This is a genomic window from Edaphocola aurantiacus (genome assembly GCF_019797745.1).
GTDB lineage: Bacteria > Bacteroidota > Bacteroidia > Chitinophagales > Chitinophagaceae > Edaphocola > Edaphocola aurantiacus.
The window spans coordinates 540,836-567,120 of record NZ_VOSI01000002.1 but is presented as its reverse complement, the minus strand read 5'-3'; the positions used below and the strand labels follow the sequence as shown (position 1 = coordinate 567,120).

Genomic DNA, 26,285 nt, shown 5'->3' with positions numbered 1-26,285 from the left:
CTTTTTTTAGTTTTTTTGACCACAATTAACGCATCGAATCAAAAAATATTTATACTTTTGCGTACCGGAAGGACAAAAAGTAACATTATTTCTAATTTTTAATAACATTAAATATTTTTCAAATGTCTGCACATCGTTTTGCTTCTATTGATGAAGTGCATTTGCACAACGACAAAAAAATCCTGGATTATTCTGGTAAGAAGATTACAGAATTCTTTGGATCGAATGTATTTACCGGAGCTAAGGTTCGCGAATATTTAAGCGACGAAGCCTACAAAAGCCTGCAGGCTTCTGTAAAAGCCGGAAGCAAGATAGATCGTAAAATGGCAGAGCAGATCGCATCCGGTATGAAAGCCTGGGCCATGTCACAAGGTGTAACACACATTTCACACTGGTTCCAGCCATTAACCGGTACTACTGCCGAGAAGCACGATTCTTTCTTTACCTTAAAATCAGATGGTTCACCACTGGAAACCTTTGATGGTGACGCCCTGATCCAACAGGAACCAGATGCATCGAGCTTCCCTAACGGTGGTATCCGTGCAACATTTGAAGCCCGTGGCTATACCGCCTGGGATCCGGCATCTCCACCATTCATCATGGAGACTGCACAGGGTAAAACTTTATGTATCCCTACTATCTTTATTGCATACAGTGGTGAGTCTCTGGACTACAAAGCTCCATTGCTGAAATCTATTGCTGTTCTGGATAAAGCGGCTGTAGATGTATGTAACTATTTTGATAAAAACGTTTCTAAAGTAACCGCTACTTTAGGATGGGAACAAGAATATTTTGTAATTGATGAGGCCCTGGCTGATGCACGTCCGGATCTGGTACAATGTGGTCGTACCCTGATCGGTCATGCTCCTGCTAAAGGTCAGCAACTGGAAGATCACTACTTCGGTGCTATTCCTGAACGCGTATTTGCCTTCATGCAGGACTTTGAACAAGAGTCTTATAAATTAGGTATTCCACTGCGTACCCGCCACAACGAGGTTGCTCCTGCACAGTTTGAATGTGCGCCGATCTTTGAAGAGGTGAACATTGCAGTAGATCACAACTCTTTGCTGATGGATGTAATGAACCGTGTTGCAAAGCGTCATAAACTGAAAGTATTATTCCACGAGAAACCATTTGCAGGTGTAAACGGTAGTGGTAAACATAATAACTGGAGCTTAGCTACCGACACAGGTATTAACCTGCTGGCTCCTGGTAAAACGCCTAGAACAAACCTGTTGTTCTTAACGTTCTTCATCAACGTGATCAAAGCGGTGCATGATTATGCAGACCTGCTGCGCGCAGCAATCGCATCTGAAGGTAATGACTACCGTCTGGGTGCAAACGAAGCTCCTCCGGCTATTATCTCTGTATTCATCGGTGAATACCTGACCAAAGTACTGGGTGAAATTGAAGAGCGCGTTTCCGGTAAATTTACAGAGCAGGATGAAGTGATCCTGAAATTAGATATTCACAAGCATATTCCTGAACTGCTGATGGATAACACGGATCGTAACCGTACATCTCCATTCGCGTTCACCGGAAATAAATTTGAATTCAGAGCGGTAGGTTCTTCTGCTAACTGTGCTTCTTCTATGAGTACACTGAATACGATTATGGCTAAAACCCTGATCGAGTTCAAGAAAGAAGTTGATGCGAAGATCGCCGGTGGTGAGAAAAAAGAAATCGCAATCCTGCAAACGCTGAGACAATCTATTAAAGACAGTCAGAATATCTTATTCGAAGGCGATAACTACAGTGAAGAGTGGGCACAGGAAGCGGCAAAACGCGGCCTGAGCAATTTCAAAACTACTCCTGAAGCACTGGATGTACTGGCTAAGAAAGAGACTATAGATATGTTTACCGAAATGGGTATCTATAGCGCAAGAGAACTGGCTGCACGTCATGAGATCGTACTGGAAGAGTATGTAAAACGTGTACAGATCGAAGCGCGCGTACTGGGTTACCTGTGTACAAATCATATCTTACCTGCTGCAGTTGAATATCAGAATAACCTGGTAACAAATGTAAAAGGTCTGAAAGATCTGGGTCTGGGTGAAGATACTTATGCTGCACAACTGAACCTGATCAAAGTAATCAGCGGTCATATCCAACAGCTGAATGATAATGTAGAAGCGATGATCGATGAGCGCAAGAAAGCGAATAAGCTGACTGATATGCATAAGAAAGCTTTCGATTACTGCACTAATATCAAAGCGCGCTTTGAAAAGATCCGTTATCATGCAGACAAACTGGAATTACTGGTTGATGATAAGATCTGGCCAATGCCTAAATACAGAGAGTTATTATTCTTAAGATAATCCGAGATTTATAAATAGAATTAAGACAATGCCCGCCTAATGGCGGGCATTGCTTTTTATTATCCAATATACCTGCACTATATTTGCAGCAAACCGAAAAAATTATGATCAGAAAGACCGTATCTCTATTTGCCTTATTTATTTTAACCTCTGCTACCTTGTTTGCACAAGCGGCCAAAATAGGCGCCTGGTATAACTATTTCGGCAACCAGGGATTTGGCAAAGGCTGGAACTGGCATAATGAAATACAGTACCGCAATCATAATCTTGGTGGCGACCTGGATCAGTTACTGATCCGTACCGGTATAGGCTATAACCTTACCCCAAACAATAACAATGTACTGCTGGGTTACGGCTATATTTTGAATCAGCCCTACATTGCAGATACAGATGAAAAAACTGAATTTTCAGAGCATCGCATTTTCCAGCAGTTTACCACGAAACAGGCACTCGGAAGGATTAATCTGCAACACCGTTACAGAATCGAAGAGCGCTTCCTGCAGGACAAATATGCTACCCGCTTCCGTTATCACCTTTCTTTAACCATACCGTTGAACAAAAAGGTTATGGACAAAGGAGTTGTATACCTGAGCGCATATAATGAGCTATTCATTAACGCACAAAAGGAACACTTCGATCGTAATCGTCTGTATGGTGCAGTTGGCTATAATATCCGTAAAGATCTGCGCTTCGAAGTCGGATTTATGCAGCAGGTAGCCCGGGCCAGAACAACCAATCAGTTACAGGTTGCCATTTACAATAATATCCCGTTCAGAAAAGTATCATAATATAAAAAGCCCCGGTTATACCGGGGCTTTTTATATTATCGTTTCGATTTGAAAAAGTCTTTCATCAACTGTGTACATTCATCTGCAAGTACACCATGCGAGATAGTCGTTTTGGGGTGAAAACCATATTGCTCTCCCACCACGCGTTTATAACCACTCTTTATATCTGTACCACCATAGACAACTCTTCCGATCTTGCTCCAGTACAAGGCACCGCAACACATCAGGCAAGGTTCTATCGTAACATAAATAGTAGCATCTGTCAGGTATTTAGCGCCTACTTCGTTGAAGGCTGATGTCAGTGCAATCATCTCAGCATGTGCTGTGCAATCATTCAACTGCTCCGTCTGGTTATGTCCTCTGCTGATGATCCGTTCATTCCATACTACTACTGCACCAATAGGAATCTCTCCCATATCATATGCCTTCTGAGCCTCGCGTAGCGCCTGTTTCATAAAATGTTCATCTGTCATCATACCGTTTGTTTGCTATATTGTTGTTGAATATGTTTACGATGTTTTTTACCCCAGTCGCGCAACATCGCGATTACAGGTTCCAGGCTTTTAGCATGTCTGGTCATTTCATAGGTAACCAGTACCGGTGTACTGTCATGAACGGTTCTTTTGACCAGTAATTGCTGCTCCAGGTCTTTCAATTCTTTATTCAGCACCTTTGGTGTAATGCCCGGAATACTGCGTTCAATTTCGGTAAAGCGATGGTTGCCTGCAGCAATCGCAATAATCACCTGCAACTTCCATTTACCACTGATTGCATCCAGCGCATCTCTCACAGGCAGTAATACATCGGTACATACCGCACAATTGATCTTAGGCATAACTTAAATATTTAACACTTTCCAAAAGGAAAGCACTATCTTTTGGAAAGTAAAGTTACCTAATTTTGTTTAAAATAAATCAACTCAAAAATGAAACTATCCCTGATCGATCTTTCTGTCGTTCCTGTAGGAGGAGATCGTCATCAAGCGGTGCTGAATACTATTGATACTGCACAGAGAGCAGAGGCTTTAGGGTTCGAACGTATATGGCTCGCAGAGCACCATGCCTCTAACGGGCTGATCGGCCGTGCGCCTGAGGTGCTGATTCCTATGGTTGCTGCAAAAACAAATACTATTAAAGTGGGCTCAGGATCTGTGCTGCTGAACCATTACAGTCCTTATAAAGTCGCTGAGAATTTCACCTTGCTGGCCGAAATGTTTCCCGGAAGGATAGACATGGGTATCGGAAGAGCGACCAATGGATTATATGTTGACATAGCCCTGCAGCGTAACCGCAATGATCGGCCACACACCAGCGATTCGGCAGAGCAACTTGCAGAATTAATGGCCTGGATGCACGGTGATTTTGAAACGGATCATCCTTTCCATTTAGTCAACTTCGATCGCAGCTATCAACCCGATGCCTGGTTACTGGGCTCCAGCTCCTGGAGTGCTCAGGCAGCTGCTTATTTAGGCATGCCGTATGCATTTGCAGGGTTCATCAATCCGCAACAGGCTTACTCTATATCCCGTATATATAAGGATCAGTTCCGCCCATCGGAGAAGGCACTGTGTAGCACAACACCTAAAATGATCCTCGCACTTTGGGTATTCTGCGCAGAAACAGAAGAAGAGGCCGCACGCATGGCTGCCCCCATTGCGCTTTCTATGAAACGATTGATGCAGGGTGATACCAGCAGCCTGATGGAAAGTGAAGACCGCGCCATAGAATTGCTCGGAGGTGTTCCGCCTATCGAACCATTGGATGATCCGCGCATGCCGCCACGATTCCTGATCGGCACACCGGAACAGATTGAACAGTCGCTACATGCGATTGCTGAAGTTTTTGAAGTGGACGAGATCATGATCCAATGCGGCTCTCCGCATCATGAAAAACGCATGCGCTCACTGGAGTTATTATCACAACAATTTAAACTGAAGCAATAATAATAAAGGCCAACCTTAATGGTTGGCCTTTATTATTAAAACAAGGTATTCTTTTCTATAAACTTCGGCAGGCGAATATTGATGCCGGCAGCATCGGCCATTTGTTTTGCGAAATATGTATTTAACTCAGGACAGAATTCCTCATCGGGCATATGTGTAAAGAAGTAACATGCTTCTAATCCTTTGTCATACCAGACTTTCAGCCTTCGCACCCAGCTATCGATCCTGTCGTAATCAGTAGGGTGGAGGCTGTTACTGACAAAGCGGACCATTGTTTTATTTGTGGTCAGCCGCATATGGGCACAGTCTCTCCGGCCCGGCGTATCAATGATTACTATCCCGATATTCAAAGTAGAGAGGAAATCAAAAAATGATTGCTGCCCGGCTGCAAACCAATCCCGGTGCCTGAGCTCAAGGAAATAATTAAATCCCTCCGGTAATGCAGACAGGTAATCGGCCAGCTCTTTTTGCCGCGCTGGCGAAAACTGATCACTCAGCTGAATAAAGACCGGCCCCAGATGCGCACCGAACTCTTTCAGTGGATCCAGGAAAGCATAAGTAAGCAACTCTTTTTCATACATAGATCCGGAATGCGTTACTTCTTTATACATCTTAGGCAGAAACAGAAAGTCTTCCTGATCCTTAGCCATTGCTGCCCATTTACGGATAGCAGTATGATCATAAACTTTGTAATGTGTCGCATTCAGCTCAATGCTGTTGAAATGCTTTACATATTCCTTCAGAAAGTCTTTTTCCTTAGTCTGCTCCGGGTATATTTTACCCAGCCATGTTTTGGAAGTCCACTTAGGACAACCAATATAAAGTTCGTGCGATACTGCATTACTGTGTTCCAGTACGGAGGCATTCTGCTCCGGATCGGGAGGTAAAGTAAAATCAATCTTGCTTATGGCTGATGCCGCTACACGTCCGAATTCCATCATTCAAAATAAATAAAAAAGTTTTTATACCAATGGTGCTTTAACAGTTTTAACGGGATTGCCGCGCTCCAGCACATTATGCTCCTGCCAGCGATCCTGCTGTGCTTCTGTAAGCTGCCGGGTATACCAGAGCTCTACTTTCTCTTTCAACCGTGCTGCGCATAGTTTTTTATTCTGCAATTGAGAGCGTGTATCTGCAGCCAGGATTTGGATCCCGGATGGGATGTGCTTTCCTCTTACTGCGGTCTCTACTTTGTTTACATTTTGCCCGCCAGGACCGGATGCTCTGCAGGTTTCAAATACTACATCACTTTCCTTCCAAGCCTGCAATGCATCAACCGGAAAGAAACGCACACCTACAAACCAGTTTTTACGTTTGTGCATTTTGCGATAAGGGCTTTGCGCAATCCATTGCACCGTTCCTTCCCACTCTTTTTGTAATATATCCACATTACCATAAGCCATTATAGTTGCAGAACGCAGCGTTCCTTTTATATCTCCTGGCACGGTATCCGCCACTTCGACCCGGATTCCATTCGCTCTTGCCTGCTTCAGTATATATTCCTGTACTTTGGCTACGACCCTGGTACATTCCTCCGGTCCGCGACCGGAGGTGATCTGTATTATTGTTTTGTCCATTCTAATTAATTTTTAGTCTTTGCACATGCGTACAATTTTAGGCATAAACCGTCCCTGCACTGTTACCAGTTCAGATTGTGCAGCAATGATCTCTTCAATATCTTTGTAGGCTCTCGGGTTTTCTTCCACACTTCCGCCTATAAGGCTTACATCGGCACTAGCCAGCATTTTCTTTAATTCACTGACGGTCATATTTTCTTTGGCACGCTTGCGGCTCATTGCCCTGCCTGCCCCATGTGATGCAGACTGCAATGCTCGTTCATTACCCAGGCCCTCTACAAGGTAAGCAGCGGTAGTCATGCTACCGGGTATAATGCCCAATGTACCCTTGTGTGCTGGTGTCGCTCCTTTTCTGTGCACTACGGCAGATGTGCCATCTGCCAGTACTTCGTTCCAGGCAAAATTATGATGGTGCGATACCTGTGCCAGTGGCTTCAATCCCAGTGCCTGCAAGAGGTTATGATGAATGCGTTCATGACAGGCCTTAGCATAATCACCGGCCAGCTCCATACCCATCCAGTACTCTTGTCCGGCTTCTGCATCAAGATCAAGCCAGGCCAGCGACCTGGCAGATGCGGGCAGTTTGCACTGATCCATAGCAATACGCGTATACTCCATCGCGATATTGGCTCCCAGACCACGTGAGCCTGAGTGTGACAGCAGTGCAGTATAATCGCCGGCAGGCAATCCCATTGCATTATCAGGCTGTAGCGTAATCACTCCAAATTCTACAAAGTGGTTACCGCTCCCGGAGGAACCTAACTGTAATACTGCTTTTCCATGCAGCTTCCGGAACAGTGCTGTCGCCTGAAAGCGGGGATCATCCAGTATCTCATGCTCCTGCGCAAACTCCAGGTGACCATCGGTTCCAAAATGGGTGTATGTTTTTAATGCCTGCTTCAGCTGGTAGGCAAATCGTTTTACATAACTGGCCTCTGCATCAACAATGCTTAATGTCATACGGCAACCGATATCTACCCCAACGGCATAAGGCACGATTGCGTTTTGTGTAGCCAGTACCCCACCAATCGGCAAGCCATAACCGGCATGTGCATCGGGCATCATCGCGCCTTGCAGGCTTATCGGTAATGACATGGCCACTTCCATTTGCTGCCGGGCACTGGCTTCTATATATTTTGCGCCAAATGTGTGTAAGGCACCTGTTTCCTGCAATAATTCATAACTGCGGAACGAACAGGTTTTTTCCTCTGTAATAAAGGTTCTTGCAATCTTTCCCAGGATGGCATCCTGCAGGTATTGCTCCGGTTGCAGCCGTATATCTTTCAGCAGCTGCAACAGCACTGTTGTACTTTCGTGTTTGTAATATTTCGACATCGTCTGTACCACCAGTGCTCTTGCCTGGTTGTCGGTATAGCCCATCTTACTGAGTTCTTTTAATTTTAAATTTCCCATGACTCGGATGGTGGACGGGCATAAATATGCCTCCGGTAGCCACCGTTATTTTTTGTATATATAAAAAAATGAAAATTTCGATTCGTCCTTAAAGGAGATAGTCCCTAAAGAATAATGAAGCAGATAAGTACAGCAGGTATTGCTATTGCAATACGCAGATTTTCGACACCGGAAAACAAAAAGAAAGCTGCCTTATCTAGGCTGCAATAACGAGGGACGATATGTTGAATTGTTCAGTCATGGTATTGTGTATTTAAGAGGTTACACAATGAGATTATATCTGCTGCAAAGTTGAATGTATTTTTTTGAATATAAAAAATTTTTTTTAGCAGCGTATCTTCTTTCAAAAAATAAGGCTGTACTTACGGTGTAAAATCAGGCCGAGAACCTTTATTTTTGTAGATACAACATAGAAATCATGACTGATCATATTTTAGATAAACAACGTTTCTTTTTCGCAGGTGTAGCTGGTGCAGGCATGAGTGCTATTGCCCAGTATCTGAGCGGGAGGGGAAAGCAGGTATCGGGCAGCGACCGCTTGTTCAATACCGATGCTAATGATCACACAAAGGCACAGCTTGAAGCAGAAGGTATACACTGCTTCGATCAGCTGAAAGCACAAATCACTGAACAGGATGAGGTACTGGTGGTCAGTACTGCAATCGAAGACACTAATGTAGAAGTGGCCAGGGCAAAGTCTCTGCATATTCCGATCATTACCCGTGCGCAATTACTGGCACAGATTTGCGCGAGCAAAAAGACGATTGCCATTGCTGGCACCAGTGGAAAAAGTACGACAGCGGCTATGCTGTTTCACTTACTGACGCAAAACGGGATTGATGCCTCACTGATCACGGGTGCGGGCATTGTGTCTCTGATCAAACAAGGCAAAATCGGAAACTGTCATGTTGGAAACAGCGACTGGCTGATTATTGAAGCAGATGAAAGTGATGGCTCCTTAGTGCAATATAAACCTGCTATCGGCGTGCTGTTGAGTATTGATAAGGATCATAAAGAACTGTCGGAGCTGCATGAAATCTTCTCTATTTTCAAAAGCAATACGCAGGAGCATTTTATTGTGAACCGTTCTCACACTTTAGCAGCCAGTTACAGTACCGATACTACATTGGATTTCGGGAAAGGCACGCCTAATGAGGGGCACGATTTCAGACAGGAGGGGTTCAATATTTACTTCGACGTAAACGGCGTTGCCATGCATCTGCCGACCATAGGTACACATAACATGGAAAATGCCCTGGCCTGTATTGCAGTGGCCAGACAGCTTGGTCTGAATGAGGAACAGTGTGCTGCTGCTTTATCCAGTTATCCTGGTATCTATCGCAGACATCAGCTATTAGGTACCGTAAATGGTATAACGGTTATCGATGACTATGCCCATAACCCGGCTAAAATCGCCGCCAGTATTGAAGCCTGTAAACCTGTTGCCGATAAATTGATCGCATGGTTTCAGCCACATGGATTTGCCCCGACAAAGTTTATCCGTACAGAACTGGTAGAAGAAATCAGTAAGGCATTACGTCCGCAGGATGAAATGTGGATGAGCGAAATCTATTATGCCGGTGGTACAACTACCAAAGATATTTCTGCCGCCGATCTGATCGAAGACTTAAAAGCAAAAGGTATCAATGCCTTTTTTGTGGCAGACCGAAACGAACTTATCGCAGCCATGAAACCTCACTTTACAGATGATTGTATTTTACTGTTGATGGGTGCCCGTGATCCTTCACTGGAGCAATTCGGAGATAAGGTGATGAGCAGTTTACAACAACAATAAAAAATGAATGATATGGAGCCGATTTCGGTAAACGATGAATTGCAGGAATTCAAAAAACAAGCCAGGAATTATGGCAAGCAGATTATAAATATAGAAAAGGTCGGTAATGGAAATATGTCTGCCTTCCGTTTGTTCTATAAAGATGCAGGATCGGAAACAGTGAAAGAACAATTTTTCTGGAGACACGATATGCAGAAATTACTGGAGTTGTTTGCAAAAGAAGCACAACAATAAAACAAAAGCCGCTACACTGTAGCGGCTTTAATCTTCTTTACTTCCATCATCTGCCATACGTACCATTTTAGGTTCGAATGTGGCCACAATATCTACAAGATCCGACTGTGCATGCATCACCGCATGAATGTTTTTATAAGCCATCGGCGCTTCATCTTTTCCACCCCCGATCAGGGTTACCTTATGCTGTTGCAGTACCTCCGCAATGGCAGTATTGTCCAGCGTCTTTATAGCCTGTGTACGGCTCATTAATCGTCCGGCACCATGCGCGGCAGAGTTAATCGCAGCTGCAACGCCCTTACCTCTTACCAGGAATCCCGGTGCAGTCATTGATCCCGGAATTATACCCATTACCCCTTTACCGGCAGGTGTGGCCCCTTTACGATGTACGATTACTTCCTCTCCGTTCCATTGCTCTTTCCAGGCGAAGTTATGATGGTTCTCTACGCGGGCCAGTACTTCTGCACCCAGAGCACGGGCTATTTTATGATGAATGATCTCATGACAGGCGGAGGCATAATCTCCGGCCAGGTTCATTGCCAGCCAGTACTCTTGTCCCGCTTCTGAAGACAGGTCAAGGTAAGCCAGGTGCTGTGCTTCATATGGCAGTGTACACAGTTCTTTCGCTAATCGGGTATAATGTCCAGCAATTGTTGCGCCAAGGCCCCGGGAACCGGAATGGGTCAATAAAGCCAGGTAATTGCCTTTCGGAATATTCAAAACTGTATCCTCTTCTTCGAAACGGATAATCCCGAATTCGACAAAGTGATTACCACCGCCGGAAGTCCCTAACTGAGCCCAGGCCTTATCTTTCAGCGATTGGATAAACTGATGCTCTTTAAACAAAGTATTATCCAATACCGCATGCTCAGATCTGTAGGAACCGGTAAATCCTCTTCCTGCGCCGAACATGGATTCTTTTGTCAATATACCCTGCAACAAATCATGGTGCTGAATATAGTAAGACTCCGGCAGGTCATATACAGACAAGGCCATACGACAACCAATATCTACGCCCACTCCGTAAGGAATGACTGCATTTTTTGTAGCTAATACACCTCCTATAGGTAGGCCATATCCCTGGTGGGCATCAGGCATTAAAGCACCAGCCACCGCTACCGGAAGTTTCATCGCGGTATCCATCTGTTTCAGTGCACCCTCTTCGATATTTTCTGCACCATAAGTTACATATGGCAGTGCAGCCGTTCTTAAAGGGATGATATGTGTTTCCTCTTCCACTCCTTTTATGATCAATGCAGCAAGCCTGGCAAAGAGTGGGTCCGCAACAAATTGTTCCGGATGCTCCAGTACCTCTTTATACTTTTGCATCATCTGATCTCGGGTAAAGCCTACTCTTTTCTTATTTATTTTCAGGGCAACACCCAATATGGCATTTTGCTGGTATCCTAATTCAATAAGGTCATTTCCATTTATTCTGTTCATGTTTTTTCGTTTTTAAATTGTTTTAGGGTACGGTTATTATCCGAAAAGTGCTTTATTGTTTTCGCTTTGTATAATGCAAAGATGCACATTCCACTACGCAATGATTCTGCGCAGACAATATTCTATAAATAAGAAATCGGTAAAATACAGTACAGGAAAGGTTATAAATTTAAAAATAAATATTCTTGATCAGATATTGCGCAAATACACTGCGCAGTAAAAAATCAATAGGTAGTAAAAAAAGTTTTAAGAGATGACATGGCATGACGTAGTCCCGCCCTTTCTTTGCTTCAGACACATATTTTAGGATATACAGTACAGCGTAACTAATCCAGGGTCGCGTGCATCTCTGTATCACAGCCATATCATCATCATGCTCCTGTACTGTATGTTCTTTTATGTGTCGTTTTATTAACCCTAAACACCATTTAAAATGCCAACACCATCAGAAAATCCGGCCACCTATCTTATTGAACTGGATGCGTTCAATATTACTAAAGACTGGGTACCGCAGAAACCTTACACCACCAGCGATTACGCTATCGCGAAAAACAATGTTGACGGAATCAACGCTGCTCTTGACTATGCCGTGAATACATTAAATGCATCTATTGTAAAATTGCCCAAGGGCGTATACACGTTTACTTTTTTGAACCGACCACAGGGCCTTCAGGCTGCACGAGAAAACAATACCTGCGTAGCCATTCCTTCCAATACGACATTTGATTTATCGGGTTGCCGTATTGAAATGATGTATGACAGTGTGAATCGCAGTCCTTATGATAATTCGGGTAACCCTGTATATAAATTCTATGGTTTTGCCTTTGGATTCTATCGAGCCAATAATGCCAAAATTATTGGTGGAGAAATTCTCGGTGATGTTTACCAGAGATCATTTGTATCCGGTGAGGTCTATGAAAGTATTAGTTCTGGTATCATCTTTGATCACGGTTCCCGTCACTGTACCGTAGAAAATACAACCATCAGGGGATTTATGAGAGATGCCATTATTATTGGCAATACACCGGTCAGTTATGAAAGCTGGAACCCAGTATTCAGTAAAGGCGATTTACTCACTGAAGGTACTGACAACCTGAATTACGTGCCAGTCGATCTTAACAATACTTATAAAACCAATTTGCTTACCTTATCTGACATTTCTGAGGAGCAACATATTCTGAGTCTTACAAAAGCAATTGGCAATTCTTTAGATGCAGACTTCTACAAAGCTCAAACAGAACTCTTCTGGTATGATTCCATTCAACAATTAATTGCTAAAGAAACAAACCAGGTACTGGAGGAAATTAAACGTCCGGTTAATGCCCAATACCTGCGCATTGTAACCTATAATTATGCCAGCAATGATGCGAATGTATATTTTAATTTTCAGATTGCTTTTGACCCATGTTCCCATTTCACTGTAAAAAACTGTGAGTTGGTTGATAATTATCTGGGCGGCATCAGCGGTGGTACAAATCATACACTCATTGAATCCTGCAAGTTGTATAATAACGGATTGGGCTGGAGAGAAGGAAAAGAAGTCAATGTGTTTGGCCCCGGATACCAGATCAATTTCGGTGGTAGTTTCTGCCTGGACTTAACAGTTAACAATTGCGATATCGGGGAACATCAAGTAGGGATAGTGGCCGGTTCTTATAATACCACTATTACAAATAATCGCTTGTACAATTTAACTACTGCTATTTTTATTGCAGATGCTAATATGGTGCAAATCCATAATAACCAATTTGAGAAAATGACATGGGCTATTTCCTTTAACCAGGATGTCATATATGCGGCACGTAAAGTAAATACTACAAATAACTACTTCAGCAATTTTATTGCCATGGCGTTTCCAAAGGAAATGAACTTTAGCAATAACCATGTTGAAAATGGGAGACTGGATTTTACATTCACCTCAAATATGAAACAAAATACATTTCTGAATTGCAACTTCAACTATTCAAATTTTGGTCCGGGGATAGCGGATAATATTTTTGAAAACAAAATCAGAACAAAGGCATATTTCCAAAGTGCCAGCACGGCTATTCGTAATAACACTTTTAAGAATTACATACTGCAGTGCCTCGCCGGAGACCTTTCTACGATTACTTTCAGTGGATGTACATTTGACAACACAGCCGTTGCCTTTATTGGCTCCAGTTCGATTGCAGAACTGAACTATCTTAACTGTACTTTCAAAAACGGCACCTATCACTTCAATGGCTTTTATGGCAGTCCGCCAAACGGAGCTTATCCGAAAGTATTGTTTGAAGGTAGTACCGTTTACCTGAGTAATGACCGGGGTAGTGATGGGTACGATGCTCAATTCTCTCCGGTAGGTCTTGTGGGTACTTATAACAACAATCCAAGTATGTTTACCAATGAGATCATCCTTAAAAACAGCACCATCTACCTTACTGGTGATGAAACGGCAACAGTATTTGGTTCCAGCTTTGGCTACGGTTACACTTCGATTACCCTGGAGAATGTTACCGTAAAAAAAGAAACAACTAATACGGCTACACCTACCTTCAGATGGTACAATGCGATTGTCGACAATGCTATTACAGTACGTAGTGGTATACATATCGGGGATGGGATTACTTACACGGGCATTCCTGATGCTAAATTCAAAAAGAATACCATTGAACCGGAAAGACTACCGAACTACATTGGTGAGGAGTATATCTGGTTTGATGCAGCAGAGGGTACGACCAACATTCTTAAAGGTATCAATACCAATAATCTTGCTACTGCATGGGTTAAAGTAAATTAAATGCATACCTGCGCCTTAGAAAAGCCGGCCTTATCTGGCCGGCTTTTTGCGTTAAAATCAGTAACTTCACAATGTCTAAAACGCAGTACTTCAATTGATTCGAACACTTATACATAAGCAATGGTTGCCCATATCACTAGATAAGGCTTGGAACTATTTTGCAACTCCGGCTAATCTGCAGGATATTACACCAGAAGATATGACATTTGAGATCATCTCTCCGATACCGGATAAAATGTACCAGGGGCTTATCATCCTTTACGTTATCCGGCCTTTTGCTCATATTCCTATGCGCTGGTGTACGGAGATCACTCATATACAAGAGCATCGTTTCTTTGTGGACAACCAGAAAAGCGGCCCTTATAAGATGTGGCATCATGAACATCATTTTGAAGAACAGGATGGAGGTGTGCTCATGACCGATATTCTGCATTATGACATTGGCAAATCCTTCCTGGGATGGATTGCAGGTGAATTATTTGTCCATAAAAAGGTACAGAATATCTTTACTTACCGTAAAAAGAGGCTGGAACAGATCTTCAGTCCCGATAACAGAGCATAAGAGCATGCTATAGTATCAATTTTCTCTTTAGTGCCATTGAGATTATTATAAATCTCCATTGGTATTTTTTTGTACTTTTGCCATACTCATATACAAAAAAAACATAATCATGTTGAACGCAGCTGGCCATACAATTGTCAGTATTTATACTGAAATGACTCCTAATCCGGAAACAATGAAGTTTGTTGCCAACAAACTTTTGTATCCAGGGCGCAGTATCGATTTCCCGGAAGAAAAAGATGCGAAACCTTCTCCACTTGCTCAGGAATTATTTTCCTTCCCATTTGTAAGAGGTGTGTTTATCGCCAGCAATTTTGTGACATTAACCAAAACTCCGGAAACTGAGTGGACAGAGGTAATCCCTACCATCCGTCAGTTCTTGAAAACATACTTGGAAGAGGGTAAAGAAGTTATTATCGAGGAGCTGATCCCAGAAAAACAAAATGATGGTAACGTAATCAGCGGCGATGATACTGATGTGGTAAAACGCATTAAGGAAATGCTGGAGAATTACGTTAAACCTGCTGTAGAGATGGACGGTGGTGCTATCAGCTTTATCGGTTATGATGATGGTATTGTAAAACTGGCTCTGCAAGGTTCTTGCTCCGGTTGCCCTTCTTCTATGATTACACTGAAATCAGGTATTGAAGGTATGATGAAGCGCATGATCCCAGAAGTAAAAGAGGTAATTGCAGAAAACGACTAAACTCATTCATTATATATTTTAAAGAGGTCGCCGGCTTTAACAGCCGGCGACCTCTTTACTTTGACAGAAGTATAAAAGCCGCTACATTGTTGTAGCGGCTTTTATAATCAGATTAGATATAAGCGGAATCTTTATTTACCAGATTTTTTATACTTAGCCACCAGGTCTATAACTGCCTTACGGTGCATAATATCAGCGTTCAGTTCTTCTACAATTTTAAGCTTGCGTGGCGCTTCTTCCAAAGCATCTTCCAGTTTCAGCATTGCATCTTTGGTTTTGCCTTGTGCAAACAGGATCACAGAGTGATAGTAAAGGAAATCTGCCGATTGCTCACAGAAATTGCGGGACTCGATTAGCTGCTCCAATGCTTCTTCATAGAAGCCGAACAGGTATAAACAACGAATCAAGGCTAACCAGCTTTTCTTAAAATTGGTTTTTAATTTTACTGCAGTAAGGAAGCATGAAATGGCTTCTACACCTTCGTTCAGCGCCAGTAAACAATTTCCTAAAGCCAGGCAATAGGTAACGTTTTCTTTATTCAGTTCATAGGCTTTCGCAAATTGCTTCAGGGCTTTTTCCCATTGCTGCTCCAGGGCATAGGTTTGTCCTATCTTGAAGTATATACCATCATCCGTCGGGTTAAGACGGGTTGCCTCCAGGTAATAGTGCCTGGCCTTGGGATAGTTTTTCTTCTTTTCAAAACAGTGACCGATAGCCTCAAAAATGACATCTTCGGGCTTGCCCAGTTCCAGATTTTTCTCCAGAGACTCGATAGCCTTATCATACCACTTCAGGCGCATATATGCATCAGCCATATTGCGATAAGCAAATTCAAACTTATCATCGATGGCTACACAATATTCGTATGCATCAATAGCTTTTTCATAAAGTTTTAGTCCCTGATATGCCGAGCCCAGGTTGAACCAGGCAAGCGCATTATAAGGAGCATCATCAATCAACTTCTGATGCAGGGCAATACTTTCCTCCTGCTTCTCGGCAAAGTCTGCCCAGTAGCATATTTTATGCAGTGCCTCGTCATTTGAAGGATCGATCTGCAAAATAGCCTTGAGGATATCAAACACAGCATCCAGTTGCTCACATTCATCATATACTTCCGCCAGCTCAAGCATGATCTCAATTTTTTCCTTTCCGGAAAACTGTAACGACATCTGCTCCAGGAACATGGCTGCCTGATCATATTTAAGTTGCGCAACCAGGATATCAGAACGCAGGATTACTGCCTCTAATATAGGCTGGTCTTTTGCTTCCAATTCGTCCAGCACGCTTATTGCCTGCCGGTATTTCTGTGATTGAAAAAGCAGTTCTGCTTTAAGTATATAAAATTCTGAAGAGAAAGGGTGGTGGACCAGGGCAATCTCGCAAGCAATCAGCGCCTCAGCCTCCTGGTTATTTTGATAGAAATAGTCTATGACCAATTCAAATTCCTGCTCGTTCCAGAATCTGACACTTTCACCTTTTTTTATAGATTCGTATTCTTTCAACAGCTCCTCTATACTTCCGGCAAAATCGTCATCATCATTCCATTCATCGTCAAACATATCGTATCATTTAGGTTAAACAAATTTACTTAAATTCTTTTCCTAAAACCAAAACTATTTGATAAAAATAATGTTCCGATCATAGACATAATTTATATATTACACTAAACAATAAAAAATAATAGAAATTGTCTATATGTGTTCCAGACAAGGTTTTAAAGGCCGTTCAAGCGCCTTGGAACATCATAATTTTGTGCTTTTTTATTTGAATAATAGGAATATGATGTACCTTAGCGTTCGCTTTTGACAAAAAGCGGAAATGTTTAAGAATTATTGATCAAAAAAATCTACAAAATTACTGCTAATGAAACTATTAGAAGGTAAAACCGCATTGATCACCGGCGGCAGCAGAGGCATTGGTGAAGCCATTGTACTGAAATTTGCCGAACAAGGAGCGAACATTGCGTTTACATATCTGTCTTCTGAAGAAAGAGCAAAAGCAATTGAGTTAAAGGTTGCTGCTCTGGGAGTACAGGTAAAATCTTATAAAAGTGATGCCGCACAGTTTGCAGAAGCAGAACAACTGGTAAACCAAGTAGTTAAGGATTTCGGTAACATAGATATTTGTGTAAATAATGCAGGAATATCTCGCGATAACCTGTTGCTGCGTGTAACCGAGGATCAATGGGACGAAGTAATGCAGGCTAATCTTAAATCTGTATTTAATCTGACCAAACAAGTAATACGCCCGATGATGAAAGCCCGTTCTGGCAGCATCATCAATATGAGTTCTGTAGTGGGTGTACAGGGTAATGCCGGACAGAGCGCTTATGCCGCTTCTAAAGCTGGTATTATCGGATTTACCAAGTCTATCGCTGCTGAGCTGGGTAGCCGCAACATCCGTTGTAATGCTATTGCTCCAGGTTTTGTAGAAACCGATATGACCCATTACCTGAAAGAGGGTGGCGAAGGAGCCGATAAATGGCTGGCGAAAATACCGCTGACCCGCTTTGCGAAACCGGAAGAAATTGCCAACACGGCATTGTTCCTGGCTTCCGATATGGGTGGCTATATTACTGGCCAGACAATTAATGTGTGTGGTGGTATGACCATGTAAAATAATTAATTCGCTATTTTTTAATATTATTATAAATGAGTAAAACACACGCTGCCATTACTGCAGTAGGAGGATATGTTCCGGATTATGTGCTGACGAACCAGGAGTTGGAAACAATGATCGATACTACTGACGAATGGATCCGCAGTCGCACGGGTATCCTGGAAAGACGCATTCTGAAAGGTGCTGATATGGGTACTTCTGAAATGGGCATTAAAGCGGTAAAGCAAATACTGGAAAAGAAGAATCTTGATCCTACGGAGATTGATCTGATTATCTGTGCTACTACTACTCCGGATATGCAGTTTCCGGCTACAGCTAACCTGATTGCAGCTGGTTGCGGTCTGACCAATTCCTTTGGCTTTGATGTTAATGCTGCCTGTAGTGGTTTTATGTATGCCTTAAATACCGGTGCACAATTCATCGAAAACGGCAGATGTAAGAAAGTAATCGTAGTAGGTGGCGATAAAATGAGTTCTATCATGAACTATGAAGATCGTGCTACCTGCATTATCTTCGGTGACGGCGCCGGTGCGGTATTACTGGAAGCTGATGATTCCGGTAACGGTATCATCGACTCAATCCTGAAAAGTGATGGTAATGGCTGGGTACATCTGCATCAGAAAGCTGGTGGCTCGAGAAGACCAGCTACTATGGAAACTGTAGCCAATAAAGAACACTTTGTATACCAGGAAGGTCAGACAGTATTTAAATTTGCGGTAACGAATATGGCTGACGTTGCTGCTCAGATCATGGACCGTAATAACCTGTCTGGCGAGGACGTGGCATGGCTGGTACCACACCAGGCCAATAAACGTATTATCGATGCAACTGCGAGTCGTATGAACGTTCCGGAAGACAGGGTAATGCTGAACATTATGCGTTACGGTAATACAACTAACGGTACACTACCATTGTGTCTGTGGGAGTATGAAAGCCAACTGAATAAAGGTGATAATATTATCCTAGCTGCTTTTGGTGGTGGTTTTACATGGGGTGCTACCTATGTGAAATGGGCTATCTAAAGAAAGTAGTATATATAAAAAGAAGCGCCGCTATCATAGATTGCGACGCTTCTTTTTATATACGGTTTTTATGTTCTATTTAAGCAGTTCTTCAAGTCTTGCCTTCAGCTCATCTCCCATCAGGTTAATGCCGATTACGTTTCCGCTAGGATCTATAAGCACATTAGAAGGGATCGATTCAATACCATACAAATCTACAATTGAAGACTTCCATCCTTTCAGTTCGCTGGTTTGTGTCCAGGTAATCTGGTCTTCTTTGATGGCGTTCTTCCACTTGTCTTTATCATCATCTAATGAGATCCCGAGAATGTCGAAATTTTTGTCTTTGAATGTATTATACACCGCAACTACATTAGGGTTCTCTTCACGGCATGGAGGGCACCAGGATGCCCAGAAGTCTATGAGCACATACTTTCCTTTATACTTGCTCAATGTTACTGATTGACCGTTGAAGTCTTTAATGTTGAACTCCGGCGCCGGGGTATGCAGTTTTACACTACTGCTTTTAACTTTAGTGCTGCCTCCAAAACTATTGATGAGCTTTTTAAAGTCTGCAACGAGCGTTTGATTACCAAATCGTTTGTCCAGTGAAGTAGTGAACTTATTAAGGAAAGACTGATCATTAAGCAGATCCTCAACACGTAGTGCAGCCAATACTGCTACCGGCAGGAACTTGGTCGTATCGGCATACTGCTTCATATAGCTGCGCATCTCATTCATACGATTGTCGTATTCACTTTGTGCAACAGTCAGCAGGCTGTCATGCTTAGGAGAAGCATTGATACTATCTACAGACATATGCAATGCTTCGAACATTTTGTCATAAGCATACATCTGATTCACCAGTTTTTTAAGGCTGGAAGACCCGGGAGATCCCGCCACTGAATATTGTTCAATATTATCCCAGTCTGCTTTCAGTTTTACGGTCGGTTCGTCATTCAATACCAGGATAAACTTAGTGCCCATTTTCACACGGTACATCTTTTGTTCTTTATCCTTGGTACAGGCAAGCTTAAAACCACCATTAGAACCGCTTTCTGCAGAATCGGTAATCTTTAGTTCATTATTCAGTCCTATTTCTTCCAGATATACCATTGTTTTAGGCATATCCTTAATTGTCCCTTGTACATTAAATGAATCTGTTTTAGGGCTATTGCTACAAGAGCTCAAACCCAGGAAAGCACATCCAATAATAAAAGGAGAATATCTTTTCATACTATCTTACTCTCTGTAAAGGGCAAAAGTACTGAATAGACCGCGTATTTGCATATAAATGTTTGCTAAATTTATATGTTATAAGATTGCTAAATTACACAAGTGTGATAATAGCTCAAATGCAGTACTGGAAAGGGTTTACGTAATAAAAAAGGCCTCCCGGGATAGTTCCTGAGAGGCTTTTAATTCTATTAATATATTTATTAATCCTTAATAAATGGATAATCTTCCTGTACATAGATATGGTTGTACAATTCGCTCATATCCGGCCAAGGGCTTTCTTCTGCAAATTTCACGCATTCATCAACCTCTTTCTTCACCTTTTCATTGATTGCTTCGATTTCTTCTTCTGTAGCAAATTTCTTGTCTTCGATTCTTTTCAGCACGAACTGGATCGGATCCTGCTCTTTATATTTTGCTTCTTCTTCTTTAGTACGGTATTTCGCAGGGTCACTCATAGAGTGTCCACGATAACGGTAAGTACGGATCTCCAGGAAAGTAGGGCCGCCTTTTTCACGTGCACGTGTTACCGCTTTTTCCATTGCCATGTGTACCGCTTCAGGATCCATACCATCAACAGTTTCAGAAGGCATATCGAAAGAATCTGCCATTTTAGAGATATCCAGTACTTTAGATGTACGCTCTACAGATGTTCCCATCGCGTAGAAGTTATTCTCACAAATGAAGATAACCGGCAGGTTCCATAACATAGCCATGTTATAGGTTTCGTGCAGGATACCCTGGCGGGCAGCACCATCACCAAACATACATACAGTAACGCGATCGTTCTCGTTGTAATAATCGGCAAATGCGATACCGGCACCCAGACCGATCTGGCCACCTACGATACCATGACCTCCAAAAAATCTCTTTTCCTTAGAGAAGAAGTGCATTGAACCGCCTTTACCACCGGTGCAACCGGTTGCCTTACCATATAATTCAGCCATACATTCGTTGGCAGTCATTCCTTTTGCCAGTGCCAGACCGTGGTCACGGTAAGCAGTGATCAGGTTGTCATCCGGTCTCAGTGCAGACATAATACCTGCTGATACGGCTTCCTGACCGATATATAAGTGACAGAACCCACGGATCTTTTGCATTCCGTAGAGTTGTCCTGCTTTCTCTTCGAATTTACGCTGTAACAGCATACTTTCGTACCACTCTAAATACTGTTGTTTATCGAATTGTGTTTGCACCTGATTCAATTTTATTTTTGCGAAAATAGTTAAAAATATTGAGTTAGTGTATCAATTTATGCAAATTTGCACTTTACGTAACATTCCGCTTTAATCCGTGAGTTTTCTATCATCCATAAGCCTGACTCAGTTCAGAAATTATGATTTGCAGTCGTTCTCTTTCGACGCAAAAGTGATCGGTATTACCGGAAAAAACGGTATTGGCAAGACCAATCTCCTGGATGCTATTTACTACCTGTGCTTTACAAAGAGTTACTTCCAGTCAAAGGAGATTAATAATGTGCAGCAAGGCAGAGAAGGTTTTCGTATTGAAGGCCATTTTACCGATACAGATGATGCTCGCGAGGCTACCTGCATTGTCTGGAAAGAAGGCAAAAAGAAGATTACGGAAAAGGGTATATTGGTTGAACGGGTTACGGATTATATCGGTAAGCATACTGCTCTGATGATTGCTCCTGACGACATAGAGCTGATCAACGGGGCCAGCGATGTAAGGCGTAAATTCATTGACGGTCTGCTTGCACAAGCAGATAGCCAGTATCTGGAATCACTGCTGTCTTATCAGAAAATACTGATGCAGCGCAACGCATACCTGAAGCAGACTCCGGCTTTTCAAATAAATACAGACCTTCTTGAGGTGTATGATACACAGTTAGCACAGCACGGCAGTTACCTCATCACCAAAAGACAGGAACTGTCGGAACACCTGCCGGAGATGGTCTGCCGGTTCTACGAATCTATTGCATTACATAGTGAAAATATAGGTATAGCTTACAAGCCTTCTACGACTCAACCGGAGCAGCTTAAGGAATTACTGGTATATAATCGCAGAAGAGATATTGAGGCGCGCAGAACCACTGCAGGGCCGCATACCGAAGACTGGCAGATTCTGCTGGACGGTAATCCCTGCAAAACGCATGCCTCTCAGGGTCAGAAAAAATCACTACTCATTGGTATGAAATTGGCGCAACTGGAATGGTTACGCCAATTAGGAAAATCTCCATTGATTTTATTGGATGATATTTTTGAAAAGCTTGACCAGGAACGCTTATCACGCTTCTTTTCATTATTGAATCAACTGGACATTGCCCAGATTTTCATGACGCATACGCAGTCAGAATCTATCGAAATGCTTGCGGGACCTCATTTTGAAGGAGTACAGATTATCAATCTGTAGTGCTACAATTTATCTGCCGCACCTTCTATACTGCCATCCTCATTATTCAATGCTTCGTCTGATTTCTTATTATGGATATGTTCATTAAATAAATAGTTGGCAATAAAAGATAAGGGCCCTTCCATTTTATGCGTACGGTCATCAATCAGGTCTATACCCAAGGTGGAACCGATATTGAGATCGGAAGGCAGATATTTAAGAATATCACTCTGCTGGTTTTCCAATGCACGCATCAGGGCTACTCCCTCTCCGCGATGCTCATCTGTTGCCATCTGGTTTAACACGGCTATAGCTCTTGAAATATATGCTCCGGCTTCTTCTTTGGTGGTGTGTGCGTAATTGGCAATCGCTTCAACCACATTAGAAGATTTCTGTGCAAATACGGTATCCATATCCGGGATATGTGCTGAAGGTTCTTTTTGTTTGGCTAAATGAATGAGGGCTCCGATCAGAACGGAAGGGATAGCCGCCTGTGCCAATGCTTCTGCTTTTCCGGGATGAACGGTCTGATGTAAATCAGGGTCGTTTACATCAATTTTCTCGATATTGGTCTGCAGTCCATGCTGCATACCGGCAATAAGACTATCTGGCATAACGGGAAATTTAAAGGTGAACGATAATTGTTTGTACATTAAAGTTAATCAAATCAACTTATTTATAATGCGTAACATGCCCTAAAGTTTTGTAAAAGCGATGCCTTTAACATAAGAAAAGAGGTGCAGTTATACTGCACCTCTTTTCTTATGTTGTACTGATTATTTTATTTATTTCTGATGGCTTCCACAATGCGACCAGCTCCTTTGGCTAATAGGTCCTGTGCTGCATCGGCCCCTGCTGTCTGCCATTCATGCATAGCAAACGTTTTGCTGGTTTCCAGCAGTTCCTTACCATCCGGGCTACAGATATTTCCCTCGAAAAAGATCTGATCACCATCAATCTGTGCCAGGGCACTGATCGGGGTGGAGCAGCCCCCCATAAGCGTCTTCAGAAAATCGCGCTCTATACGGGTACAGATAGCTGTCACTTCATTATCTAATTTATGGCAGGCATTGAAGGTGTCTTCTTCTCCACTTCTGCAGACGATCATAATAGCGCCTTGTGCAGGTGCAGGCAACATCCAGTCCAATACTTCATAAGTATCCGGAAGTAAATTCATACGGCTGAGGCCAGCCTCTGCAAATATGGCTCCGTCCCAGTCGCTATCCTGCAGTTTTTGCAAGCGGGTCTGAACATTTCCCCTAAGGTTATCTACAGTACAATCCGGATAACGGTGCAGCAGCATAGCTTTTCTGCGTATGGATCCGGTACCAATTTTATCATATTGTTCCTGTCTTTCCTTACCGGAGCGGAACACCAGTATATCTTTATAAGAAGCACGCGGCAGTACTGCAGCCTGCACAATTCCCTGTGCCAGCTGCGTCGGCACATCTTTCATAGAATGTACCGCAATATCAATCTTATCACTCAGTAAATAGGCATCAAGTGTTTTGGTGAATACACCTTCCACACCCATTGCATATAAAGGGGTAACCAGGTCGAGGTCTCCCTCACTTTTAACGGGTACCAGTTCTGCCTCAATACCTGCCGCTGCCAGCAAATCCTTTACCGTATTGGCCTGCCACAGTGCGAGCTGGCTATCCCGGGTACCTATTCTCAATATCTTTTTCATGTAATCTTTTCGTTTTTCTTAAAAGCGGTATACACCTAACCAGTCCATAGCATTTTTGGCCAGGAGCTGCTCTTTCAGTTGCTGGTCTTTAATGTGTGTTTCTATCAGTTTGCCCGGATGGTGCTCTCCCAGCGGGAAAGGGTAATCGCTACCCATACAGATCTTATCTCCACCCATTACATCTACTATAAAGTCAAGCGCTTTTTCATCATGCACCAGGGCATCGATCCAGAACTTACCGATATAGTTACGTGGGTTATGTGGATTATCAATAGCGCACAGATCGAGGCGTACATTGAAGCCATGCTCAATACGGCCTATTGTAGCCGGGAAGCTTCCGCCTCCGTGTGCAAATGCTACTTTAAGATATGGATAGCGTTCGAAAACACCTCCGAATATCATACTGCAGATTGCTCTTGAGGTCTCTGCCGGCATACCAACCAGCCAGGGTAGCCAATAACGCTGCATATCATTTTCGCCCATCATCTCCCAAGGATGCACAAATATGCTGGCACCCAATTTTTCTGCGGCTTCCCAGAATGGATTAAAGTATGGATCACTCAGGTTACGCCCGTTAATATTTGAACCGATCTCTATACCCGGCATTTTCAGCTCTACAATACAACGCTCCATCTCTTTGATGGCCAGATCTATGTTCTGCAAAGGCAATGTACCCAGCCCTACAAAACGGTTAGGGTGCTGCTCTACTACAGAAGCAATATGATCATTAAAGAAGCGGGAGGTTTCCAGTCCGTGCTTAGGATTGGCCCAGTAGTTAAATAGTACAGGAATAGTAGACAATACCTGTACTGTAACTTCAGTATCATCCATTTCCTTCATGCGCACTGTAGCATCCCAACAGTTGTGTTCTACTTCTCTGAAGAATGTATCTCCCTTGATCATTTTGGCACAACAAGGCTTATGATGCTGCAATGTAATAAAATCTCCGTAACCGAATTTTTCAAACCAATTTGGAATCTTATCCGGCATTATATGGGTATGTATGTCTATTTTCATTTGAGCGAAATGTGCTTTAATATTTCAGGTTGTAAAAATACTGAGTTTTAACCGAAGTACCGGGGTTTAACTACCGGTATGTATGCGACAATCAGCCGTTTCTGGTTTTTGCTGATATATTAGAATACCTGAAAACTACAGGAATTCCGGATCAGGGCATTCATTATCCTCATAGAAATATATGATTTGAAAATTATAAAATATGTAATACAATCATTATATTTAAGATATATTTTCCACCTAAAACAAAAAACATGAAAGTACTTAAGAAAATCCTGATCGCCCTACTCATTATTATTGCGATCCCCCTCATCGTGGCATTGTTCGTCAGGAAAGACTATTCTGTAAAGAGAGCAGTCGTCATCAATAAGCCACAGGCTGAGGTTTTTAATTATATAAAGTACCTTAAGAACCAGAATAATTACAGCAAATGGGCTACTATGGACCCCAATATGATTAAAACCTATACCGGTACTGATGCTACTGTTGGGTTTATTTCTGCTTGGGACAGTAAAGATGAGGATGTAGGCAAGGGAGAACAGGAAATCAAGAAAATAACGGAGGGCTCCCGTATCGATTATGAGCTGCGTTTTATTAAACCATTCGAATCTACAGAACAGGCATATATGATCACAGAAGCCGCCAGTCCTGCACAAACCAAAGTGACCTGGGGTTTTGAAGGGAGTATGGCTTACCCTACGAACATCACGATGCTGTTTATGGATTTCGATAAAATGATTGGTGCTGATCTGGCTACTGGATTAGATAAATTAAAAACGGTTATGGAAACACAGCCATAATCCAGGAATATTG

General features: G+C 42.6%; 24 protein-coding genes. 12 read left to right on the top strand and 12 right to left on the bottom strand.

The window, feature by feature from the left end:
• Positions 1–122 precede the first annotated feature (122 nt).
• Together FTD44_RS06980 and FTD44_RS06975 are read left to right on the top strand one after the other, a co-directional pair.
• Positions 123–2,318 carry a glutamine synthetase III family protein gene (locus FTD44_RS06980; protein ID WP_222165778.1) on the top strand — a complete coding sequence of 732 codons (2,196 nt, stop codon included), beginning with the start codon at positions 123–125 and terminating at the stop codon, positions 2,316–2,318.
• Positions 2,319–2,422: 104 nt separating this feature from the next.
• Positions 2,423–3,106 (top strand): DUF2490 domain-containing protein, encoded by a 684-nt coding sequence (locus FTD44_RS06975; RefSeq protein WP_222165777.1) that lies wholly within the window; start codon positions 2,423–2,425, stop codon positions 3,104–3,106.
• A gap of 35 nt (positions 3,107–3,141) precedes the next feature.
• On the opposite strand, the gene FTD44_RS06970 is transcribed toward FTD44_RS06975, so the two are convergent.
• Positions 3,142–3,582, bottom strand: a complete 441-nt coding sequence (locus FTD44_RS06970; RefSeq protein ID WP_262707771.1) for a nucleoside deaminase — start codon at positions 3,580–3,582, stop codon at positions 3,142–3,144.
• The gene (locus tag FTD44_RS06965) at positions 3,579–3,941 is read right to left on the bottom strand and encodes a winged helix-turn-helix transcriptional regulator (RefSeq protein ID WP_129020356.1); all 363 of its coding nucleotides are present in this window, start codon (positions 3,939–3,941) and stop codon (positions 3,579–3,581) included. Before FTD44_RS06965 ends, FTD44_RS06970 begins: the two co-directional genes overlap by 4 nt.
• 90 nt (positions 3,942–4,031) lie before the next feature.
• On the opposite strand from FTD44_RS06965, the gene FTD44_RS06960 reads away from it, so the two are divergent.
• Positions 4,032–5,048, top strand: coding sequence for an MsnO8 family LLM class oxidoreductase (locus tag FTD44_RS06960; protein ID WP_222165776.1), 1,017 nt, complete (start codon positions 4,032–4,034; stop codon positions 5,046–5,048).
• A gap of 35 nt (positions 5,049–5,083) precedes the next feature.
• Here the strand turns inward: FTD44_RS06960 and FTD44_RS06955 are convergent, their stop codons facing one another.
• The 3 genes from FTD44_RS06955 to FTD44_RS06945 are packed head-to-tail and all read right to left on the bottom strand — an operon-like array spanning position 5,084 to position 8,038.
• Entirely contained in the window at positions 5,084–5,989 is a 906-nt protein-coding gene (locus FTD44_RS06955; protein WP_246625366.1) for a DUF72 domain-containing protein, read from the bottom strand.
• A gap of 21 nt (positions 5,990–6,010) precedes the next feature.
• Positions 6,011–6,625, bottom strand: a complete 615-nt coding sequence (gene prfH, locus FTD44_RS06950; protein WP_222165775.1) for a peptide chain release factor H — start codon at positions 6,623–6,625, stop codon at positions 6,011–6,013.
• A gap of 12 nt (positions 6,626–6,637) precedes the next feature.
• On the bottom strand, positions 6,638–8,038 hold the full coding sequence (locus FTD44_RS06945) for an RtcB family protein (protein ID WP_222165774.1): 1,401 nt from the start codon (positions 8,036–8,038) through the stop codon (positions 6,638–6,640).
• Positions 8,039–8,456: 418 nt separating this feature from the next.
• Between FTD44_RS06945 and FTD44_RS06940 the strand changes: the two genes are divergently transcribed.
• Together FTD44_RS06940 and FTD44_RS06935 are read left to right on the top strand one after the other, a co-directional pair.
• Entirely contained in the window at positions 8,457–9,833 is a 1,377-nt protein-coding gene (locus FTD44_RS06940) for a UDP-N-acetylmuramate--L-alanine ligase (protein WP_222165773.1), read from the top strand.
• 12 nt (positions 9,834–9,845) lie between these two features.
• Positions 9,846–10,067: a hypothetical protein gene (locus FTD44_RS06935; protein WP_222165772.1), complete on the top strand. Its 222-nt coding sequence runs from the start codon at positions 9,846–9,848 to the stop codon at positions 10,065–10,067.
• 27 nt (positions 10,068–10,094) lie between these two features.
• On the opposite strand, the gene FTD44_RS06930 is transcribed toward FTD44_RS06935, so the two are convergent.
• Positions 10,095–11,510 carry an RtcB family protein gene (locus FTD44_RS06930; RefSeq protein WP_222165771.1) on the bottom strand — a complete coding sequence of 472 codons (1,416 nt, stop codon included), beginning with the start codon at positions 11,508–11,510 and terminating at the stop codon, positions 10,095–10,097.
• A gap of 433 nt (positions 11,511–11,943) precedes the next feature.
• Between FTD44_RS06930 and FTD44_RS06925 the strand changes: the two genes are divergently transcribed.
• The 3 genes from FTD44_RS06925 to FTD44_RS06915 all read left to right on the top strand — a co-directional run bounded on the left by FTD44_RS06925 (position 11,944) and on the right by FTD44_RS06915 (position 15,557).
• Positions 11,944–14,289, top strand: coding sequence for a right-handed parallel beta-helix repeat-containing protein (locus tag FTD44_RS06925; protein ID WP_222165770.1), 2,346 nt, complete (start codon positions 11,944–11,946; stop codon positions 14,287–14,289).
• Positions 14,290–14,413: 124 nt separating this feature from the next.
• Positions 14,414–14,851 (top strand): SRPBCC family protein, encoded by a 438-nt coding sequence (locus FTD44_RS06920; RefSeq protein ID WP_222165769.1) that lies wholly within the window; start codon positions 14,414–14,416, stop codon positions 14,849–14,851.
• Positions 14,852–14,960: 109 nt separating this feature from the next.
• A complete protein-coding gene (locus tag FTD44_RS06915; RefSeq protein WP_237559475.1) occupies positions 14,961–15,557 on the top strand; it encodes a NifU family protein in 597 nt (198 codons plus the stop codon).
• Positions 15,558–15,688: 131 nt separating this feature from the next.
• Here FTD44_RS06915 and FTD44_RS06910 read toward each other — a convergent pair whose 3' ends face one another.
• The gene (locus tag FTD44_RS06910; RefSeq protein ID WP_222165768.1) at positions 15,689–17,116 is read right to left on the bottom strand and encodes a tetratricopeptide repeat protein; all 1,428 of its coding nucleotides are present in this window, start codon (positions 17,114–17,116) and stop codon (positions 15,689–15,691) included.
• A 304-nt stretch (positions 17,117–17,420) separates the two neighbouring features.
• Here FTD44_RS06910 and fabG point away from each other — a divergent pair, with 304 nt between their 5' ends.
• Positions 17,421–18,173: a 3-oxoacyl-[acyl-carrier-protein] reductase gene (gene fabG / locus FTD44_RS06905; protein ID WP_129020347.1), complete on the top strand. Its 753-nt coding sequence runs from the start codon at positions 17,421–17,423 to the stop codon at positions 18,171–18,173.
• Between the two features lie 35 nt (positions 18,174–18,208).
• Entirely contained in the window at positions 18,209–19,198 is a 990-nt protein-coding gene (locus FTD44_RS06900; RefSeq protein ID WP_129020346.1) for a beta-ketoacyl-ACP synthase III, read from the top strand.
• A 75-nt stretch (positions 19,199–19,273) separates the two neighbouring features.
• On the opposite strand, the gene FTD44_RS06895 is transcribed toward FTD44_RS06900, so the two are convergent.
• The gene (locus tag FTD44_RS06895) at positions 19,274–20,413 is read right to left on the bottom strand and encodes a TlpA disulfide reductase family protein (protein WP_222165767.1); all 1,140 of its coding nucleotides are present in this window, start codon (positions 20,411–20,413) and stop codon (positions 19,274–19,276) included.
• A 203-nt stretch (positions 20,414–20,616) separates the two neighbouring features.
• Entirely contained in the window at positions 20,617–21,609 is a 993-nt protein-coding gene (gene pdhA, locus FTD44_RS06890; protein WP_222165766.1) for a pyruvate dehydrogenase (acetyl-transferring) E1 component subunit alpha, read from the bottom strand.
• Between the two features lie 97 nt (positions 21,610–21,706).
• On the opposite strand from pdhA, the gene recF reads away from it, so the two are divergent.
• Positions 21,707–22,786, top strand: a complete 1,080-nt coding sequence (recF, locus tag FTD44_RS06885; protein ID WP_222165765.1) for a DNA replication/repair protein RecF — start codon at positions 21,707–21,709, stop codon at positions 22,784–22,786.
• A gap of 2 nt (positions 22,787–22,788) precedes the next feature.
• On the opposite strand, the gene FTD44_RS06880 is transcribed toward recF, so the two are convergent.
• The 3 genes from FTD44_RS06880 to FTD44_RS06870 all read right to left on the bottom strand — a co-directional run bounded on the left by FTD44_RS06880 (position 22,789) and on the right by FTD44_RS06870 (position 25,472).
• Positions 22,789–23,379: a hypothetical protein gene (locus tag FTD44_RS06880; protein ID WP_222165764.1), complete on the bottom strand. Its 591-nt coding sequence runs from the start codon at positions 23,377–23,379 to the stop codon at positions 22,789–22,791.
• Between the two features lie 167 nt (positions 23,380–23,546).
• Positions 23,547–24,455: a hydroxymethylbilane synthase gene (gene hemC / locus FTD44_RS06875; RefSeq protein ID WP_222165763.1), complete on the bottom strand. Its 909-nt coding sequence runs from the start codon at positions 24,453–24,455 to the stop codon at positions 23,547–23,549.
• An 18-nt stretch (positions 24,456–24,473) separates the two neighbouring features.
• Entirely contained in the window at positions 24,474–25,472 is a 999-nt protein-coding gene (locus tag FTD44_RS06870) for an amidohydrolase family protein (RefSeq protein ID WP_222165762.1), read from the bottom strand.
• Positions 25,473–25,726: 254 nt separating this feature from the next.
• Between FTD44_RS06870 and FTD44_RS06865 the strand changes: the two genes are divergently transcribed.
• The gene (locus tag FTD44_RS06865) at positions 25,727–26,272 is read left to right on the top strand and encodes an SRPBCC family protein (RefSeq protein ID WP_222165761.1); all 546 of its coding nucleotides are present in this window, start codon (positions 25,727–25,729) and stop codon (positions 26,270–26,272) included.
• Positions 26,273–26,285: the final 13 nt, after the last annotated feature.

Coding starts and splice junctions, on each gene's coding strand:
- FTD44_RS06935 (WP_222165772.1), top strand. CDS start 9,846: ATGGAGCCGATTTCGGTAAACGATGAATTGCAGGAATTCAAAAAACAA.
- FTD44_RS06915 (WP_237559475.1), top strand. CDS start 14,961: ATGTTGAACGCAGCTGGCCATACAATTGTCAGTATTTATACTGAAATG.
- hemC (WP_222165763.1), bottom strand. CDS start 24,455: ATGAAAAAGATATTGAGAATAGGTACCCGGGATAGCCAGCTCGCACTG.
- FTD44_RS06970 (WP_262707771.1), bottom strand. CDS start 3,582: ATGATGACAGATGAACATTTTATGAAACAGGCGCTACGCGAGGCTCAG.
- FTD44_RS06975 (WP_222165777.1), top strand. CDS start 2,423: ATGATCAGAAAGACCGTATCTCTATTTGCCTTATTTATTTTAACCTCT.
- FTD44_RS06945 (WP_222165774.1), bottom strand. CDS start 8,038: ATGGGAAATTTAAAATTAAAAGAACTCAGTAAGATGGGCTATACCGAC.
- FTD44_RS06960 (WP_222165776.1), top strand. CDS start 4,032: ATGAAACTATCCCTGATCGATCTTTCTGTCGTTCCTGTAGGAGGAGAT.
- FTD44_RS06895 (WP_222165767.1), bottom strand. CDS start 20,413: ATGAAAAGATATTCTCCTTTTATTATTGGATGTGCTTTCCTGGGTTTG.
- FTD44_RS06865 (WP_222165761.1), top strand. CDS start 25,727: ATGAAAGTACTTAAGAAAATCCTGATCGCCCTACTCATTATTATTGCG.
- prfH (WP_222165775.1), bottom strand. CDS start 6,625: ATGGACAAAACAATAATACAGATCACCTCCGGTCGCGGACCGGAGGAA.
- FTD44_RS06900 (WP_129020346.1), top strand. CDS start 18,209: ATGAGTAAAACACACGCTGCCATTACTGCAGTAGGAGGATATGTTCCG.
- fabG (WP_129020347.1), top strand. CDS start 17,421: ATGAAACTATTAGAAGGTAAAACCGCATTGATCACCGGCGGCAGCAGA.
- FTD44_RS06940 (WP_222165773.1), top strand. CDS start 8,457: ATGACTGATCATATTTTAGATAAACAACGTTTCTTTTTCGCAGGTGTA.
- FTD44_RS06925 (WP_222165770.1), top strand. CDS start 11,944: ATGCCAACACCATCAGAAAATCCGGCCACCTATCTTATTGAACTGGAT.
- FTD44_RS06980 (WP_222165778.1), top strand. CDS start 123: ATGTCTGCACATCGTTTTGCTTCTATTGATGAAGTGCATTTGCACAAC.
- FTD44_RS06870 (WP_222165762.1), bottom strand. CDS start 25,472: ATGAAAATAGACATACATACCCATATAATGCCGGATAAGATTCCAAAT.
- FTD44_RS06930 (WP_222165771.1), bottom strand. CDS start 11,510: ATGAACAGAATAAATGGAAATGACCTTATTGAATTAGGATACCAGCAA.
- FTD44_RS06910 (WP_222165768.1), bottom strand. CDS start 17,116: ATGTTTGACGATGAATGGAATGATGATGACGATTTTGCCGGAAGTATA.
- FTD44_RS06880 (WP_222165764.1), bottom strand. CDS start 23,379: ATGCCAGATAGTCTTATTGCCGGTATGCAGCATGGACTGCAGACCAAT.
- FTD44_RS06965 (WP_129020356.1), bottom strand. CDS start 3,941: ATGCCTAAGATCAATTGTGCGGTATGTACCGATGTATTACTGCCTGTG.
- FTD44_RS06955 (WP_246625366.1), bottom strand. CDS start 5,989: ATGATGGAATTCGGACGTGTAGCGGCATCAGCCATAAGCAAGATTGAT.